This is a genomic window from Nonlabens ulvanivorans (assembly GCF_032922765.1).
GTDB lineage: Bacteria > Bacteroidota > Bacteroidia > Flavobacteriales > Flavobacteriaceae > Nonlabens > Nonlabens ulvanivorans.
The window spans coordinates 2427002-2443639 of the sequence record NZ_CP136694.1 but is presented as its reverse complement, the minus strand read 5'-3'; the positions used below and the strand labels follow the sequence as shown (position 1 = coordinate 2443639).

19 protein-coding genes are annotated in these 16638 nt (G+C 35.8%); 14 read left to right on the top strand and 5 right to left on the bottom strand.

Annotation, left to right across the window (positions count from 1 at the left end):
• Positions 1 to 258: 258 nt before the first annotated feature.
• Positions 259 to 1014, top strand: a complete 756-nt coding sequence (locus R1T42_RS11015; protein ID WP_036583657.1) for a helix-turn-helix domain-containing protein — start codon at positions 259 to 261, stop codon at positions 1012 to 1014.
• 61 nt (positions 1015 to 1075) lie between these two features.
• Here R1T42_RS11015 and R1T42_RS11010 read toward each other — a convergent pair whose 3' ends face one another.
• Entirely contained in the window at positions 1076 to 2275 is a 1200-nt protein-coding gene (locus R1T42_RS11010) for a LamG-like jellyroll fold domain-containing protein (protein WP_317290359.1), read from the bottom strand.
• Positions 2276 to 2384: 109 nt separating this feature from the next.
• On the opposite strand from R1T42_RS11010, the gene R1T42_RS11005 reads away from it, so the two are divergent.
• The gene (locus R1T42_RS11005) at positions 2385 to 2858 is read left to right on the top strand and encodes an LEA type 2 family protein (protein WP_317290358.1); all 474 of its coding nucleotides are present in this window, start codon (positions 2385 to 2387) and stop codon (positions 2856 to 2858) included.
• Here R1T42_RS11005 and truB read toward each other — a convergent pair.
• From truB to R1T42_RS10985, 4 genes are all read right to left on the bottom strand, one after another.
• Positions 2855 to 3571, bottom strand: coding sequence for a tRNA pseudouridine(55) synthase TruB (gene truB / locus R1T42_RS11000; RefSeq protein ID WP_317290357.1), 717 nt, complete (start codon positions 3569 to 3571; stop codon positions 2855 to 2857). The two genes, R1T42_RS11005 and truB, sit on opposite strands and share 4 nt — an antisense overlap.
• A 6-nt stretch (positions 3572 to 3577) precedes the next feature.
• Complete coding sequence (locus R1T42_RS10995; protein WP_317290356.1) at positions 3578 to 4372, bottom strand: undecaprenyl-diphosphate phosphatase; 795 nt, start codon at positions 4370 to 4372, stop codon at positions 3578 to 3580.
• Positions 4372 to 4674 (bottom strand): DUF3098 domain-containing protein, encoded by a 303-nt coding sequence (locus tag R1T42_RS10990; protein WP_081927612.1) that lies wholly within the window; start codon positions 4672 to 4674, stop codon positions 4372 to 4374. Before R1T42_RS10990 ends, R1T42_RS10995 begins: the two co-directional genes overlap by 1 nt.
• A 147-nt stretch (positions 4675 to 4821) precedes the next feature.
• On the bottom strand, positions 4822 to 5700 hold the full coding sequence (locus tag R1T42_RS10985) for a cell division protein FtsX (RefSeq protein WP_042244830.1): 879 nt from the start codon (positions 5698 to 5700) through the stop codon (positions 4822 to 4824).
• A gap of 126 nt (positions 5701 to 5826) precedes the next feature.
• Between R1T42_RS10985 and R1T42_RS10980 the strand changes: the two genes are divergently transcribed.
• The 12 genes from R1T42_RS10980 (at position 5827) to R1T42_RS10925 (ending at position 16638) form a co-directional block, all read left to right on the top strand.
• Positions 5827 to 8871, top strand: coding sequence for a leucine--tRNA ligase (locus R1T42_RS10980; protein ID WP_317290355.1), 3045 nt, complete (start codon positions 5827 to 5829; stop codon positions 8869 to 8871).
• A 198-nt stretch (positions 8872 to 9069) separates the two neighbouring features.
• The gene (locus R1T42_RS10975; RefSeq protein WP_317290354.1) at positions 9070 to 9252 is read left to right on the top strand and encodes a hypothetical protein; all 183 of its coding nucleotides are present in this window, start codon (positions 9070 to 9072) and stop codon (positions 9250 to 9252) included.
• A 200-nt stretch (positions 9253 to 9452) separates the two neighbouring features.
• Positions 9453 to 10346, top strand: a complete 894-nt coding sequence (cyoE, locus tag R1T42_RS10970) for a heme o synthase (protein ID WP_394805708.1) — start codon at positions 9453 to 9455, stop codon at positions 10344 to 10346.
• A 3-nt stretch (positions 10347 to 10349) separates the two neighbouring features.
• Entirely contained in the window at positions 10350 to 10937 is a 588-nt protein-coding gene (locus R1T42_RS10965) for a cytochrome c oxidase subunit 3 (RefSeq protein WP_317290353.1), read from the top strand.
• A 36-nt stretch (positions 10938 to 10973) separates the two neighbouring features.
• On the top strand, positions 10974 to 11972 hold the full coding sequence (locus R1T42_RS10960; RefSeq protein ID WP_317290352.1) for a cytochrome c oxidase subunit 3: 999 nt from the start codon (positions 10974 to 10976) through the stop codon (positions 11970 to 11972).
• 17 nt (positions 11973 to 11989) lie between these two features.
• Complete coding sequence (locus R1T42_RS10955) at positions 11990 to 12397, top strand: cytochrome C oxidase subunit IV family protein (RefSeq protein ID WP_036583682.1); 408 nt, start codon at positions 11990 to 11992, stop codon at positions 12395 to 12397.
• A gap of 59 nt (positions 12398 to 12456) precedes the next feature.
• Complete coding sequence (locus R1T42_RS10950; RefSeq protein WP_317290351.1) at positions 12457 to 13161, top strand: membrane or secreted protein; 705 nt, start codon at positions 12457 to 12459, stop codon at positions 13159 to 13161.
• The gene (locus R1T42_RS10945) at positions 13154 to 13855 is read left to right on the top strand and encodes an SCO family protein (RefSeq protein ID WP_042269059.1); all 702 of its coding nucleotides are present in this window, start codon (positions 13154 to 13156) and stop codon (positions 13853 to 13855) included. Before R1T42_RS10950 ends, R1T42_RS10945 begins: the two co-directional genes overlap by 8 nt.
• 2 nt (positions 13856 to 13857) lie before the next feature.
• Positions 13858 to 14385 carry a DUF420 domain-containing protein gene (locus R1T42_RS10940; RefSeq protein ID WP_036583688.1) on the top strand — a complete coding sequence of 176 codons (528 nt, stop codon included), beginning with the start codon at positions 13858 to 13860 and terminating at the stop codon, positions 14383 to 14385.
• A gap of 2 nt (positions 14386 to 14387) precedes the next feature.
• Positions 14388 to 14600 carry a hypothetical protein gene (locus tag R1T42_RS10935; protein ID WP_042294971.1) on the top strand — a complete coding sequence of 71 codons (213 nt, stop codon included), beginning with the start codon at positions 14388 to 14390 and terminating at the stop codon, positions 14598 to 14600.
• A gap of 96 nt (positions 14601 to 14696) precedes the next feature.
• Complete coding sequence (locus R1T42_RS10930) at positions 14697 to 15398, top strand: ABC transporter ATP-binding protein (RefSeq protein WP_036583693.1); 702 nt, start codon at positions 14697 to 14699, stop codon at positions 15396 to 15398.
• A complete protein-coding gene (locus R1T42_RS10925) occupies positions 15391 to 16638 on the top strand; it encodes an ABC transporter permease (RefSeq protein ID WP_036583695.1) in 1248 nt (415 codons plus the stop codon). The genes R1T42_RS10930 and R1T42_RS10925 overlap by 8 nt, the downstream gene beginning before the upstream one ends.

Sequence of the window (16638 nt, the reverse complement as noted above, 5' to 3'; positions counted from 1 at the left end):
AGTGCGATATCTGCAACGTAAATCATTAAGAGTATCATAATTAAAAGTTTTTATAGTTATTGGTTTTAAATGGTCTTGATACATTATATGACAACGGCCTACTGTTTTATAATGCTCAAATTTTGAGTAAACTAGGTTATAACTGGTTAGATTACTGAAGTATTACTCAAAATATTAGCTTAATAGAAACTATTTTGCTAATATTGTTAGTGTAAATATACACAATTATTTTTAATTGCAAATAAAATTAGCAAAATAATGTCGTTTTTCGGTAAAAACATCAAAAAGATACGTGGAATTAAAAGCTTAAGTCAGCAGGCTTTTGCAGACCTATTCGACTTAAAAAGAGGTACTTTAGGTGCTTATGAAGAAGGTCGTAGCGAACCAAAAATAGAAACCATAATTAAAATTGCTAATTATTTTAGCATTTCTATAGATGATATACTTACTGCAGAGTTAACGGTTAATCAGTTATTAAAATTTAATGATCGCTTAACCTTAACGCCAGAAGAATTAGAGCGAGAGCAATTTGCTCAAGTGCCATGTATTACCGAAAAGTTAGCTGATGATTATCTTGAATATTACGATAATCAATCTTTTATAGATGATATGCCTCGTCTGACCTTGCCTATCAATACTGAGAAAGACTTTAGAGCTTATACGGTTACTAATTTAGAAATGACCAGCCACGATAAAGGTTTGTATCCTAAAGATGTTATAGTTGGGGAAAAAGTACCTCATAAAGTGGTGAAGAAGCTTAATAATGGTACTATAGTTCTCGCGGTTACAGAAAACGAACTTATATTAAGAAGGTTATACGTCACTGCCGATGGCCTTGTGCTCAGAGCTGACCATAAAAATATAGACGATCAGACCATTACTGTTAACGATCTCAAAGAATTATGGCGTGTACGTTATGTGTTTTTCCGTCGTATTCCAGATTTTTCAGATAGTATGGAAGATAAAATGGCTTTTCTAGAAGCACAGATGAAAGAGTTGAGGAATTCAATATAGTTTCAATTAAAAAAGCCAAGTGCTCTACTTGGCTTTTTTATTATCAGTTAAGTTACGTCAGTTACTCCTTAATCCACTTAAAAGTTTTGCTAGCTCCATTTTGAGATACGGTTACCATATATAAACCATTTGCTATAGTAGGTTGAATGGTTTGAGAATCGTTTAATGAAGCCGATAATAATTCCTTGCCAGATATAGTATAAATAGAAATAACAGCTTCTTGATCAATCGCTCCTTTAAAGCTTAAGAATTGTGATGGGTTTTGAGATAATACTAGATTATTTAATTGAAATGATTCTTCACCTAAAGTAGTTACTTCCACACATTCAGAAACCTGTGTACACCCATTAAATGTAATTTCACCAGCATAAAATCCTGTTGCCGTAGGTGTAAAAGTCATAGCAGTTTCACCAGAAATAACAACGCCATCTGAACATCTAATCCATCTGTAACTAGCACCTGACTGCTGAGCAGTTAAAACTCCATTACTTTCAGTTACTTCATCATCTAAAATAGCAGTTACCATAGATGGTCCTGCTACCCAATTTGAGCTAGTTCCTGATAAAGCAAAATTAGTCAAAGTCCCATCTGTAGAAGCAACTATATTAGGAAGAGTGGTGACTGAAGTGTTTGTTCCTCCAGCAGCTCCTTCATTAAATTGATAATAACCCAATAACCCAGTTGCATCAGGACAAAGTTCAGTATTCATATTAGCACCTATTTCAGTTGTAGATAATGCTCTGTTCCAAATTCTAACTTCGTCAATTTCTCCTGAAAAATATAAATTTCCTCCAGGAACACGTCTACCTATTCTTACACTGTTCCCTGTTGATGGAGTATTAACACCAGATAAATTTCCAGTACCAACTTGAACACCGTCTACGTAAAGAAAACCTGTGCCACTAGATAAAACAAAGGCAACATGAACCCATTGCCCTGCTGTTATGACTCCAGTAGTTGAAGATAAATTACCATTAGTTCCGCCTGAAAAGAAAGATAAACCTTGATTGGTATTAACCATAAAGGTATTTCTAGATCCAGAGGCGCCAGTACCGTAATCTAAAATACATAAATTGTTACTGGGAGCACTAGTGCTAACTTTAATATGAGCTTCAAAAGTCCTGTCAGCAGTAATAGCTACACCTGCGAATGTGGTTTGGACAAAGTCGTTAGTTCCGTCAAAACTAAGTGCATTTTGCGTTTGTGCAAATAGAGTTGTTGATCCGATAAGTAAAAAGGATAAGAGTAGAGTTTTTTTCATGATGGTTGGGTTAAGTTTTTACAAGTTAGAAAGTTAGCAAAAAATATGTTGTTTCAATACGCTTTCGGGAAAGCATAACTACTACTATCTTTACCACAAATTCAATGCTATGCGTGCTTTACTGCTCTTATGTTCTATTCTTATTGCGATGACGTCGTGTCAAGATGCTTATGAAGAGGTCGTTTTTATAGAGATAAAAAATGTAAAAATCAACAATGCTACATCAGATAATGTGCAGCTTAGTGGTGATTGTGTACTTTTTAATCCTAATCCTGTAGGGCTAGACTTGACTAAAGCAAAGTTTGATGTCTATGTAAATGGTCGTAAAACGGCAGAGATTAATCAGGATTTAGATGTTGAGATGCCTGCAAGTGACGAGTTTATCTTACCATTAAAGGCTACCATGTCGCCTAAGGATTTTTATGGAGAAAAAGGGCGAGGTTTGCTGGATGCCACATTACAAATATTAGTAAATCAAAAGGTGGATATTAAATACAATGGTAGTATACGTGCTGGGAAAGGCATGGTTAATTTTGAAGTCCCTATTATAGACAGTCTAGAGGTTCCTGTAAAGGTGTTTTAAGATTCTATATTCTTAAAATCTGCTTCAAATTCTTCTAGAGTCATGGCGTTTTCCACTCGGTAATTACCTATTGCGGTGCGTCTTAAAGTACTTAAATGACCACCATTATCTAGTGCTGCTCCAAAATCATGTGCCATGGATCTAATATAGGTTCCTTTACTGCACTCGATTCTAAAATCAACCTTAGGCAGCTTAATTTTAGTCAATTCAAATGCCTGAACATTTACCTGACGTTCTTTAATTTCTGTAGTTTCACCTGCACGTGCTAGTTCATATAATCTTTTGCCATCCTTCTTAATGGCTGAATATATAGGTGGTTTTTGCATGATATCACCAGTAAATTGTGAGGTTGTCTTTACTAATAACTCTTCTGTAATATCATTCAACGGGAAACGGTTGTCTATTTCAGTTTCTAGATCATAGCTAGGTGTCGTGGCTCCTAGAGTTATGGTGCCTGTATATTCTTTTTCTTGCGCTTGATACACATGAATATTCTTAGTCTCTTTACCTGTACATATGATAAGAAGTCCACGAGCTAACGGATCTAGAGTTCCTGCGTGGCCAACTTTAATTTTCTTAATTCCATATTCTTGTTTGATCAACCATCTTATTTTATTCACCACTTGAAAAGATGACCAACCTAGAGGTTTATCAATTAAAAGTACCTGACCTATTTGATAAGGATTAGTAACGGGTTTTTGATTAGGATCCATATTAATTTAACCGTTAAAAACTCCAGCTGCGATTGCTATGAGACCTACTGCAAAACAATAGTATGAGAAGTAATGCAGTTTTGCTTTGCGTACTAAAGAAATCATCCAGGTACAAGCAATTAATCCAGTAATAAATGCTGCTATAAATCCTATAAGAAGTGGCATGCTCGCACTGCTTTCCATCGATATGTCGCCACTCATAATGTCTTTGGCTATCTTACCAAAGATCAACGGCACAACCATTAGAAAAGAGAAACGTGCAGCCTTTGTACGATCATTACCTAATAGGACACTAGTTGAAATGGTAGCACCACTACGTGATATACCAGGCAACATAGCGATTGCTTGAGAAACACCTATTAGTAAAGCGTCTTTCCACCCTATGTTTTTACCAGTATTTTTGGCTCTACCGGCTAGAAATAATAATAAACCTGTTACAATAAGCATACAGCCTACTAAAACAATATTACCATTAAACAAGGCCTCTAATTGTTCTTCAAAAAATAGCCCTACGATTACCGCTGGAATCATGGATAAGATAATCTTACCCGCAAAAATCATATCGTCCATCTGACCAGAAAAAATACCAGCAATCAAATTGAAAATATCTTTTCTAAAAACAATAATAGTGCTCAATGCGGTAGCAAAGTGAAGTACGACCGTAAAGAGAAGACTCTCTTCAGGAACAGAGTTGTCACCTAAAATGGCTTTACCTAATTCTAAATGACCGCTTGATGAAACAGGTAGAAATTCTGTAAGGCCTTGTATAATTCCTAAAATTAATGCGTCTAACCACTCCATTATTTATCTGGATTTAATAGTATAGCATACATCTCTATACCGAATCCTATAAGTACTAATGTAGGAGCAAGTCTTATCCTGCGCCATGAAAAAATGGCTTCATTAAACACCTCTGGATTATCACTACCACCACCTGCCATTAAGGCAAATCCAGTAACAATAACTACTAGACCTATAATCATCCACATGTAATTCTTCTTTTTAAAGATGAATTCAAAACGTGGTTTTATATTTTCATTGTCATATTCTTCACCGCGATGTAATGGTTCTCCTTTAGATTCTTTTATTGTTCCTTTTTTCATGTTTATTTCTTTATGGTCACACTATCTTGACGAAGTGCGACTAAACTATATTTTATAAACTGTTCTCGACTGCGCTCGAACTGACATTTTTTAATTTCAACTACAACTTCCTAGATAACCAATCACCCCAAAACCCAACAACCTAATTTAATAATAAAGCTCATCAGTCCTTAGGTTCAAGTAACGCGTTGTTGCAAAAAATGTACTTAATAAACTAATTAAAACTCCAAACACTAATACACCTACAAAAAGGATTGCAAGCATTTCATAATTCTTTAATATTTCTAATTCTGGAATTAATCCATTCATCCAGTAAACCACACCTGCCAGTGCAATTAAAGCGAGGATAGCGCCTATCAATCCTAGTTTTACACTAGTCCATATAAATGGTTTGCGTATAAAACCTTTAGTTGCACCTACCATTTGCATGGTTTTAATAGTAAATCGTTTTGCATAAACCGATAGCCTGATGGAGCTGTTAATCAATAAGAAAGATATTAAAACAAATATACCTGCGATAACCAGCATCCAAAAGGTAATTCTTTTCACGTTTTCATTCAATAAAGAAACCAGTGGTTTATCATACTGCACTTCTTGCACATAATCTTTGGCTGCTAGATCTTGGGCGATTTGTTCAATCTCTCCATCGGTAACAAAGTTTGCATTAAGTCGCACATCAATAGAATTTGGTAATGGATTAAAACCATCTAGGTTTGCAATAAAATCTTCTCCTAGATCATCTACCAGTTTTTTTGCACCTTCTTCTGCAGGTACATAAATGGCGCTTTTAGTATAATCTGCCATTTGTAATGTTTTCTCTAACTGTCGCATTTCTACTTCTTTTGCAGTATCCTTGAAGTAAATAGACATAGGTACTTGCTCACGGAAGTGGTCTGCAATCTGCTGGCTGTTTAAAAGGAAAAAGCCCATGATCCCTAGTAAAAACAATACTAGAAATACACTAATCACCACCCAAAAGTAGGAACTGAATAATCGTCTTTTTTGATATCTCTCGTGTGATGCCATGCAGTTAATAACAGAATTTATCGTGTCACAAAAATAATAAAGTAAATGAGCTACTGACGATTACAACGCTATAAGTTTCGGCATTGTTGTAAACACCCTATTTTTGCTCTTTCATAAGATTATAAAATGACGAATTACGATCACAAATCTATAGAAGCAAAATGGCAAAAACATTGGGCTACTAATAAGACTTTTAAAGCTACAAATAACTCTGATAAACCTAAATTCTATGCACTCGATATGTTTCCATATCCTAGTGGTGCTGGGCTACACGTTGGGCATCCGTTAGGTTATATTGCTAGTGATATTGTGTCTCGTTATAAGCGTCACAAGGGTTTTAATGTCCTGCACCCTATGGGTTATGATAGTTTTGGATTGCCTGCAGAGCAGTATGCGATACAGACAGGTCAACATCCTGCAGAGACTACTAAAACTAACATAGAAGGTGGAACAGATAAGTCTGGAAACAAAATTGCCGGATACCGCAATCAGATGGATCGCATCGGTTTTAGTTTTGATTGGGATCGTGAGGTAAGAACTTCTTCACCAGATTATTATAAATATACACAAGAGATTTTTATCATGCTATTTGACAGCTGGTATGATAATGATGCAGATAAGGCGCAACCTATTAGTTTGTTAGAATCTCGCTTTCGCGAAAGCGGAAACAGCAACATCAACGCTGCCACAGAAGAAGATTTGAGACAATTCACAGCTGCAGAGTGGAACGCGTTTACAGAAAAAGAGCAACAGGAGATATTGCTTGATTATAGATTAACTTTTCTTGCAGATACGGAAGTAAACTGGTGTCCAGCATTAGGAACCGTACTAGCAAATGATGAAATTGTAAACGGCGTTTCAGAACGTGGTGGACATCCTGTAGTGCGCAAGAAAATGCGTCAGTGGATGATGAGAATTAGCGCGTTTGCAGAGCGTTTATTAACAGGTCTGGAAGGATTAGACTGGGCAGAATCTATCAAAGAAATACAACGCAACTGGATTGGGAAATCGGTAGGTGCGATGGTGTCTTTTCAACTAAATGACCATAAAATAGATGTTTTTACCACTAGACCAGATACCATCTACGGAGTGACATTCATGACACTTGCTCCAGAGCATGAGCTAGTAGATCAAATTACTACTGCGGCACAAAAAGACGCGGTAGAAGCTTATAAAAAGGCAACAGCGGCACGATCAGAAAGAGAACGCATGGCCGATGTAAAGACCATCTCTGGAGTGTTTACCGGAGCATATGCTACGCATCCATTAAGTGGTGAGCCAGTACCGGTATGGATCGGTGATTATGTGCTTGCAGGTTACGGAACTGGAGCTGTGATGGCAGTGCCATGTGGTGATGAACGTGATTATGCATTTGCCAATTACTTTGCAGGTCAGGAAGGAATGCCAGCGATTAAGAATATTTTTGATGGTGTGGATATATCTGAAGAGGCTTATGGAGCAAAAGATAAAACACCGCTTTGTAATAGTGATTTCTTAAACGGAATGAGTTATCAGACTGGTGCAATGGCAGCAGCGATTGAGAAATTAGAAGAAGTAGGATCTGGAAAAGGAAAAACCAATTACAGATTGCGTGATGCGGTATTTTCTAGACAGCGTTATTGGGGTGAGCCATTCCCAGTATATTATAAGGACGGATTGCCACAAATGATAGATAGCAAGCACTTGCCTATCGCATTACCAGAGGTAGATGAATATTTACCTACTGAAGATGGTGCGCCGCCACTAGGTCGTGCAACAACATGGAGCTGGTGTACGGTAGAAAATAAAGTAGTTTCTAATGATGACGATCGCGATTGTGTGTATCCACTAGAATTGAACACCATGCCAGGTTGGGCAGGTAGTTCATGGTACATGTTCAGATATATGGATGCTAATAATGAGAACGAAATGTTTTCTGCAGCAGCACAAGAATACTGGAATAACGTAGATCTATATATAGGTGGTAGCGAGCATGCAACCGGTCACTTATTGTACAGTAGATTCTGGGTAAAGTTATTACACGATCTAGGTAAAGTCACCGTAAAAGAACCCTTCCAAAAGATGATCAATCAAGGAATGATTTTGGGTGAAAGTGCTTTTGTGCATATGATAAAACCAAAACTTATCAGTTTAAAGGATAGAGTGAAAATCGATTTGAATCCGCCTATTATAGTGATTGATGAAAAAGTAGCTAAAGGATTATTAGACTCTAATAAGTTAAGTGACTTACATCAGGATGTAGTCAACTATTTTGAAGAGCAATATAAAATGTCATTAGAGTTTAATAAAGACTATGATAAATACGACTTGTGCTTTGAGATATTAAAATCTGGTAATATTCCGATAGCAAATGTGGTTAATGCTGAGATTAAAACTAAGTTTCTAAAAGAGTATCATACGACTAAAAATTTTGAGTATTTCTATGATTCTTCTGGTTTAAATAAAATTGATGAGTTGAAATCAATTCCACTTTTCTTTGAGCCTGAAAAAATGTCCAAGTCTAAATACAACGTCGTTAGTCCAGATGATATTTGTGATCAGTATGGAGCAGATACCTTGCGTTTGTATGAGATGTTTCTAGGTCCGCTAGAGCAAGCTAAACCATGGAACACTGCTGGAATTACTGGAGTGTATGGTTTTATGAAAAAGCTATGGAAACTCTATCATAATGATAATGGATTCTCTGTAAGTGAAGAGAAAGCATCACCAGATAGCATGAAGACGTTGCACAAAACCATTAAAAAGGTGCAAGATGATATTGAGAACTTCTCTTTTAATACCAGTGTAAGTAGTTTTATGATTGCAGTAAATGAGTTAACTGCTCAAAAATGTAACAGTCGCGAGGTGTTAGAGCCACTTGCTGTTCTTGTATCGCCATATGCGCCACACATTGCTGAAGAATTATGGTCATTATTAGGTCATAAGGAGTCGATAAGTGAAGTGCCTTTCCCAGTTTTTGATGAAAAGCACTTGGTAGAAAGTAGTAAGACGTATCCTATTTCTTTTAACGGTAAAATGAAATTTACACTGGATTTACCAGTAGATGTTTCAAAAGACGAGTTAGAGAAAATGGTGCTTGGAAATAAGAAAGTACAACAACAATTAGAAGGGAAACAGATCCGTAAAACGATTATTGTACCAGGAAAAATTGTGAATTTTGTGGTGGGATAATTAAAGGAAAATAAAACAAAATCGATGTAAAGATTACCTTAACGTTATGATTATGAGGTTTCATGTGATAAATCTTTGATAAGCATTGAGCTGTTTTATTGAAAAGTGTATATTTGTTTCAAGTCCATTTGTTAATATATGTTAAATTAGCGATTGTTCTTAACTATAGTTCCCTTTAATATTATTAATACAGAAGTAATGAAAAACATAAAATCAATAGCTTTAATCGCCTTTTTAACTTTATCCATGACAGCTATGGCTCAACCAGGATTTCCAGATGGTACAGATGTAGAGGATGCTACTGCACCTATACCAGGTATTGCACTTGCTATAGCGGCTGCTGTAGGTATAGGCTTTGTAAAGTTGAAGCGCAAAAAGTAAACTTGTCTTCTTATCATATAAAAAAAAGGAACCCTTCTTGGGTTCCTTTTTTGCGTTTGAGAAGTACGCTTTCGCGAAAGCGTAGAGACGTAAATCTTCATAAATCATAAATATCTTTGAAAGCATTTAAATTCCTTTGCCACAAAGCTGTTGTAAGGTATCTTTGCAAACCTTTAAAATCAACTATTTAAAACAGTTTTTTGACAGAAGTAAATGCCATAGAAAAATCACCGAGCATGGTGAGAAACTTGATAGAAATTACAAAGCCACGATTATCTGTAGTTGTGGTGTTTTCTTCTATTGCAGGTTATTTTTTAGGCGCTGAGGTGTATGATTGGAAGGTTATATTGATGCTCATAGTAGGCGGCTATTTTTTAGTAGGTTCTTCAAACGTTTTTAATCAAATTATAGAGAAGGATCTAGATGCGCTTATGAAAAGAACGCGCAATAGACCACTTCCTACAGGTCGCATAAGTGTTTCCACGGCATGGATATATGGTTTAATCATGGCATTCAGTGGAATTTATATACTATATCTTATCAATTTTGCAACGGCCTTTTTTGGTGCGTTAAGTATTATCCTTTATGCGGCAGTCTACACGCCACTAAAGACTAGGACGCCACTTTGTGTGTTTGTAGGCGCTTTTCCAGGTGCGATTCCCTACATGCTAGGTTGGGTTGCAGCGAGTGGTGATTTTGGGATAGAACCAGGTACTTTGTTTATGCTGCAGTTTTTTTGGCAATTTCCTCACTTTTGGGCGATAGGATGGATGCTAGAAGACGACTATAAAGCAGGTGGCTTTAAAATGTTGCCTACTGGTGGAGCAAATAAAGGTACTGCTGTGCAGATAATCTGGTATACGGTTTGGACAATATCCATATCGCTGATTCCGGCATTTGGTGTAACAGGTAGCTTATACATGACTTGGATAAGTGCTGTGTTAGTAGGTTTATTGGGTTTATGGTTTTTATATTATGCCATAAAACTTTTTAAAGAGCGCACTAATCAGGTTGCAAGAAAATTAATGCTAGTTAGTGTTAGTTATATCACATTGATTCAAATCATCTATGTGGTTGATAAATTTTTAAGATAAACGATGGAAGAGATAGAATTAACGCACGATGAGAAAATTGCACGTTCCAAAAAACAAATGATGTGGTTTGGTATTGTAAGTCTAATTATGATGTTTGCAGGACTTACAAGTGCTTATGTTGTAAGTCGTGGTCGTAAGGATTGGGTTGAGATAGAATTACCTGAAGAGTTTTTCTGGAGTACTGGAGTTATTTTGTTGAGTAGTCTAACCTTATTTTTTGCAAAAAAAGCTATTCTTAATAACAACAAAAAAGGAGCAACTATACTTACAGTTATTACTTTTATACTGGGAAGCACCTTTGTTTTTATGCAATTTGCAGGCTTTGATAGTCTAGTAAATGAAAAAATATTTTTAACCGGAGAAGGAAGTAGTGTGAATGCATCATTCATTTATGTGATTGTTGTAGCCCATTTAGCTCACATCGCTGCAGGGCTTATTGCGTTGCTAGTCATGACTATACGTGTGTTGCAAGGAAAATATTCTCCAACAAAAATTTTAGGTTTCGAATTAGGTGCCGTATTTTGGCACTTTGTAGATGTGTTATGGATATATCTACTATTATTTTTAGTGTTTGCTAAAGACATTTTTTAGAGTACTTTTGCAGCACATTATTTTTAATTAAAGATTATGGATACAACAGTAGCTCCTACTGGTACCGAAGGGCAAACTTGGGGTGGTGGATCAAATCCTCTCAAGGCTAGTTATGGTAAAATGATGATGTGGTTTTTCATCCTATCGGATGCATTGACCTTTTCAGGATTTCTTGCCGCTTACGGTTTCTCAAGATTTAAATTTATAGAAGAATGGCCTATCGCAGATGAGGTGTTTAATCACTTCCCGTTTATGCATGGGACTGATGCACCTATGTTCTATGTTGCCTTAATGACCTTTATCCTTATTGGTTCATCGGTGACGATGGTTCTAGCTGTAGATGCTGGTCACCACATGGATAGGAAAAAAGTATCTTTCTATTTATTACTTACCGTTATCGGTGGTTTAATATTCGTAGGCTCACAAGCATGGGAATGGAAAAACTTTATTAATGGAGAATATGGTGCCGTAAAAACTAAAGGAGGAAAGATTCTTCAATTTACTGATTCCGAAGGTTCTCGTGTAGCCTTAAACGAATTTGTGACTGTAGGAGAACGTCCTGTAGAGGCATTAGGTAATAATGAAGGTATCTGGTATCAATCAGATGATCCGATAGGTTCTACTTACACAATTGATGAGGTGAGAAAAGGGTTTGCTGCAAATCCTGATTTAAGAATCAGAACACAACAACTTATTGTTAATGAGAAGACAGGTGCCTCAGAGAAGTTACTTTTATCTAGAGAAGAGTCTTTGTTTAAACTAAATAATCAAGCAGTAGGCGTGGTAGAAGGAGCAAATCTTTCTGAAAACGAATATGGAGCACCTCTATTTGCAGATTTCTTTTTCTTTATCACTGGATTCCACGGTTTCCACGTATTCTCTGGTGTTCTTTTTAATCTAATTATTTTCTTCAATGTACTATTAGGTACTTATGAAAGAAGAGGTAGTTATGAAATGGTAGAGAAAGTTGGTCTTTACTGGCACTTTGTAGATTTAGTTTGGGTATTTGTATTTACATTCTTCTACCTAGTATAATTTTTTAAGACATTAAAATGGCAGATCACGCAGCACATACTGACGGACACGCAGAACACAAATTAGAGATCTTTAGAGGTCTTGTAAAGTTCAAATCTAACACTCAAAAAATTTGGGGTGTACTTATATTTCTTTCTTTAATAACAATCGTTGAGGTTGCTTTAGGTTATATTAAACCTGACTCTTTAAACGGTCATATATTAGGATTGAAAATATTAAATTGGATATTCATCATTCTTACTTTAGTAAAAGCGTATTACATTACTTGGGATTTCATGCACATGAGAGATGAAGTAAGTGGATTGCGTCGCGCAGTAGTATGGACAGGAGTATTCTTAATAATATACCTTATTGCAATTTTACTTGTAGAAGGAGAATATATTTACCAAGTTTATAAAAATGCAGCTGTAAGTTTTGACTTCTAATGCATACTAATTGAATAAATTATTAAGGACGGTTTTTCCGTCCTTTTTTATACCTTAATATGTCAGATTTTCCAAAGGCCGAAGGAATTAAACAAACCAGCGAGTTTTCTAAAAAATTCGTTATTGTGGTTTTGTTTGCTCTGCCCTTAGTAGCATACCTCTTCTTTCTTAATGGTGAGCATCACTTTGAGACATTACCTGTTGTTACAGAAAATGTGCAGGAAATTGATCAATTTGAAATAATTCAAGGAACGGCAACACAACTTAAGGATAGTGTTACAATCATTACTTTTTTAGGAGATAACCCTTATGAACGTTTAGGTTACGTCTCTAACCTTAATGAGAAAATATACAAGAAATTCCACGGCTTCAATACTTTTCAAATGATCAGTATAATTCCAGAATCTGGTGTGGATGATATAGAGCAAATTGTAGAGCAAATGGGTGAAACAACCGATCTGCAGGATTGGCACTTTTTAAAAGGTAACCATCAACAAGTTCAGGCTCTTTATAGCAGTTTTAAAACAGATGGTTATTTAAATACTGATTTATCATCAGATTATGCCTTTGTGATAGATGTCGATAGAAACTTGAGAGGTCGTGATGATGATGATATTGAAGAAGATGGTGTTGTTTATGGTTATAATACAAGAACAGCAGCACAACTCAATAAAAGAATGATAGACGATATGCGTGTATTACTTGCAGAATATCGATTTGCTTTCAAAAAAAATAGAGATCAAAAAATTCAAGAAGATGAGTAAGTCTAAGGATACTCCATATTACATAGGGCTAGGGATAATCATCCTCATATTTGGTTATTTTGCGGTAACTAACGTAGTACACTACATCAATAAAGATAAAGTCGTGGATAGTAACCGCTCTGAAGATCGAGCGCCAGTGGCAGATAAATTTCTTAAAAAATTTAATACAGTTCCTGATTTTGAATTTGTAGATCAAAATGGTGATACCATTACCAATGAATCCTTGAAAGGAAAAGTTTATATAGTAGATTTTTTCTTTACATCTTGTCCTACTATTTGTGCACCTATGAGTCATAATTTAAAAACGGTTCAAGATGAATTGAAAAGCCATCCCGATTTCAAGATTTTGTCCGTGAGCATAGATCCAGATTATGATAAACAACCAGTCCTTAAAAATTATGCAGATCGTCATGATGCTATAGACGGATTATGGCACTTTGCTCGTGGAGATAAAGAGGCTACTTTTAAGCTCGCAAGAGAAGGCTTCAGTGCTTATGTGGGAGAAAGTCAAGACAGCCTAATAAAATTTGAGCATAGTGGTAATTTTGCTTTAGTGGATAGAGAAGGCAAAATACGTTCTCGCAAAGATGCCTATGGCAATTGGATGATGGTATATAATGGTGTGGAAGAAAATGGTATTGCACCACAATTAAAAGAAATTATAGAAGACGCACAAACTCTTTTAAATAAGTAATTATGAGTACGCTAGAAAAGAAAGGACCGGCAATTATAATAACCATATCAATATTAGTACCTCTTGTGGTGGTGCTATTGATGTTAATGCCAGAGAGGTATAACTTCCTAGGTGTTGAGTCAGGATTATTTCCTCTATTTCACGCAGTGATTAATGGAATGACTGCGCTATTATTATTTACGGGTTTTAGGTTAATTAAAACTGGAAACAAAACGGCACATAGAAAAGTGATGACTACAGCTTTTGTTCTATCTGCGATATTTTTAGTGAGCTATGTGATTTCCAAAATCAGTAATGAGCCAGTGCCATATCCAGAAGATGCGTCGTTCAGGTTTGTTTACTTATTTATCTTATTAACACACATCGTGCTGTCAGGTATCATTTTACCCTTAGTGTTATATACCATGTATTTTGCCTGGACTCAAAAATTTGAAAAACATAAGAAAATTGCTCGTTGGACATTTCCTATATGGATGTATGTTGCAATTACAGGTGTTTTGGTTTATTTATTCATGTATCCATATTATTAGAGATGAAAAAAATATTATTATTTCTTATCGTCCTTTTTTATTCCGTTTTCGCGAAAGCGCAATGTGCTATGTGTCGTGCAGTAATTGAAAGTGGTGGAGATACTAAAGCTGCTGAAGGCTTGAATAATGGAATCACGTATTTAATGATTTTCCCATATATCTTAGTAGGTGGGATCATTTATCTCGTTTATCGTTCAACGACTAAAAAAAGTTGAATTAACATTTAATTATCATTTATTGCTGTAACATCTTATGAAATTTAGGGTCTTAGTAATTAAGCTTGCTTTATAGCTCGTTTAGAAACACTAGCCATGATTGAAATAAAGGACCTGCATAAATCCTACAGCACAGGAAATAACTCACTTCACGTACTTAAGGGAATTAATTTTTCTGTAAAAGAAGGTGAGTTAGTATCTATAATGGGTTCCTCAGGATCTGGTAAATCTACCTTACTTAATATTTTAGGTATGCTGGATGAAGCAGATCATGGAAGTTATACATTAGATGGAGTCCCTATTAAAAACCTTAATGAAAAGCTTGCGGCACAGTATCGCAATAAATTCTTAGGTTTTATTTTTCAATCGTTTAATCTAATTAATTATAAGAACGCTATAGATAATGTGGCCTTACCGTTGTATTATCAGAAAGTAGGTCGTAAAGAACGTGATGAGCGTGCCATGCATTACCTTGAAAAGGTAGGTCTAGCAGACTGGGCTAATCACTTACCTAATCAATTGTCTGGTGGTCAGAAACAACGTGTAGCAATTGCGAGAGCACTGGCTAGTGATCCTAAAGTATTACTGGCAGATGAGCCTACAGGAGCCTTAGACACTAAAACTTCTTACGAGGTCATGGACCTTATTCAAGGTATTAATGAAGAAGGTCGTACTATTCTTATCGTAACGCATGAGCCTGACATCGCTCAAATGACTAAGCGTATTGTAAATCTTAAAGATGGTTTAATCATAGATGATACTATGGTTGATCAGGTTAAAGCATTGTCGCATGTTTAATATCGAACGCTGGCAAGAGATTTTTGAAACCATACGTAAGAATAAATTGCGTACATTTTTAACGAGCCTTTCTGTCGCATCTGGGATATTCATTTTAGTCATTTTACTAGGGTTTTCATCTGGTATACAGAATGGTGTGAAATCACAATTTGAAAGTGATGCAACAAACCGTATTCAGGTAAGTACTAGAGTAACTACAAAAGGGTTTAAGGGTCTTAATCCTGGTCGTCGTCTTCAAATGACTAATAAGGATTATGAAAATTTGAATCAAAAATATGAGGATCAGATTGAATATAAAACGAGTTTATATAACACATGGGGTGGACAGATAAATTATAAAGAAAAGCAAGGAAGCTATCGTATTGAAGGAGCTTTCCCAGATCAACAATTTATTGAAAATGCCACATTAGTAAGCGGGCGATTTATAAATAATTCAGATATAGATGGTTCGCGTAAAGTAGGTCTACTAGGATATCAGATGAAACAAGATTTGTTTGGAGACGAAGAGGCTGTAGGAGAAACTATTATACTCAATAATAATATTAATTTTACGGTAGTTGGTGTTTATACAGATCCAGGTGGTACACGAGAGGAGACACGATTGTTTATTCCTATGACCACCGCTCAAAAAGTATTTAACGCTGGAGAAAATATCAACCGCATTGCTTATACAGTTAAAATGAGTGATAGTTTTGATGAAGCGGTTGCGTTGAGCGCTGCAATGTCTCAAAGCATTGATCAAGATTTGCGTACTAGATTTAGTGTTGCGCCAGATGATCGAATCGCTGTGAGAGTTAACGATACACTTGAAGAAGCTAAGAAAATTTATGGTTTAATAGATACCATTAGAGCGGTGTTCTGGTTTATTGGTATAGGAACTATTATTGCAGGTGTAGTAGGAGTAGGTAACATAATGCTTATTATCGTTAAAGAGCGTACCAAAGAAATAGGAATCAGAAAAGCTTTAGGAGCATTGCCTTCAGAAATTATATGGATGGTATTACAAGAGGCTATTTTTATAACGAGTCTTGCGGGATTGATAGGATTGTTTTTTGGGGTTGGTTTACTGGAGTTAGTAGGTCCTCAAATTGAAGCAGACTTCATTAAATATCCTAAAGTTGATTTTGTAACATCCATAACCACGGTCATTATATTAATAGTTGCTGGTGCTTTAGCAGGTTTTATACCAGCTAGAAGAGCTGCAAATATTAAACCCATAGAAGCCTTAAGAGACGAGTAA

Excerpts from the sequence above, each read along its gene's own strand:
- R1T42_RS11015 (WP_036583657.1), top strand. The coding sequence starts at position 259 with ATGTCGTTTTTCGGTAAAAACATCAAAAAGATACGTGGAATTAAAAGC.
- R1T42_RS11010 (WP_317290359.1), bottom strand. The coding sequence starts at position 2,275 with ATGAAAAAAACTCTACTCTTATCCTTTTTACTTATCGGATCAACAACT.
- R1T42_RS11005 (WP_317290358.1), top strand. The coding sequence starts at position 2,385 with ATGCGTGCTTTACTGCTCTTATGTTCTATTCTTATTGCGATGACGTCG.
- truB (WP_317290357.1), bottom strand. The coding sequence starts at position 3,571 with ATGGATCCTAATCAAAAACCCGTTACTAATCCTTATCAAATAGGTCAG.
- R1T42_RS10995 (WP_317290356.1), bottom strand. The coding sequence starts at position 4,372 with ATGGAGTGGTTAGACGCATTAATTTTAGGAATTATACAAGGCCTTACA.
- R1T42_RS10990 (WP_081927612.1), bottom strand. The coding sequence starts at position 4,674 with ATGAAAAAAGGAACAATAAAAGAATCTAAAGGAGAACCATTACATCGC.
- R1T42_RS10985 (WP_042244830.1), bottom strand. The coding sequence starts at position 5,700 with ATGGCATCACACGAGAGATATCAAAAAAGACGATTATTCAGTTCCTAC.
- R1T42_RS10980 (WP_317290355.1), top strand. The coding sequence starts at position 5,827 with ATGACGAATTACGATCACAAATCTATAGAAGCAAAATGGCAAAAACAT.
- R1T42_RS10975 (WP_317290354.1), top strand. The coding sequence starts at position 9,070 with ATGAAAAACATAAAATCAATAGCTTTAATCGCCTTTTTAACTTTATCC.
- R1T42_RS10965 (WP_317290353.1), top strand. The coding sequence starts at position 10,350 with ATGGAAGAGATAGAATTAACGCACGATGAGAAAATTGCACGTTCCAAA.
- R1T42_RS10960 (WP_317290352.1), top strand. The coding sequence starts at position 10,974 with ATGGATACAACAGTAGCTCCTACTGGTACCGAAGGGCAAACTTGGGGT.
- R1T42_RS10955 (WP_036583682.1), top strand. The coding sequence starts at position 11,990 with ATGGCAGATCACGCAGCACATACTGACGGACACGCAGAACACAAATTA.
- R1T42_RS10950 (WP_317290351.1), top strand. The coding sequence starts at position 12,457 with ATGTCAGATTTTCCAAAGGCCGAAGGAATTAAACAAACCAGCGAGTTT.
- R1T42_RS10945 (WP_042269059.1), top strand. The coding sequence starts at position 13,154 with ATGAGTAAGTCTAAGGATACTCCATATTACATAGGGCTAGGGATAATC.
- R1T42_RS10940 (WP_036583688.1), top strand. The coding sequence starts at position 13,858 with ATGAGTACGCTAGAAAAGAAAGGACCGGCAATTATAATAACCATATCA.
- R1T42_RS10935 (WP_042294971.1), top strand. The coding sequence starts at position 14,388 with ATGAAAAAAATATTATTATTTCTTATCGTCCTTTTTTATTCCGTTTTC.
- R1T42_RS10930 (WP_036583693.1), top strand. The coding sequence starts at position 14,697 with ATGATTGAAATAAAGGACCTGCATAAATCCTACAGCACAGGAAATAAC.
- R1T42_RS10925 (WP_036583695.1), top strand. The coding sequence starts at position 15,391 with ATGTTTAATATCGAACGCTGGCAAGAGATTTTTGAAACCATACGTAAG.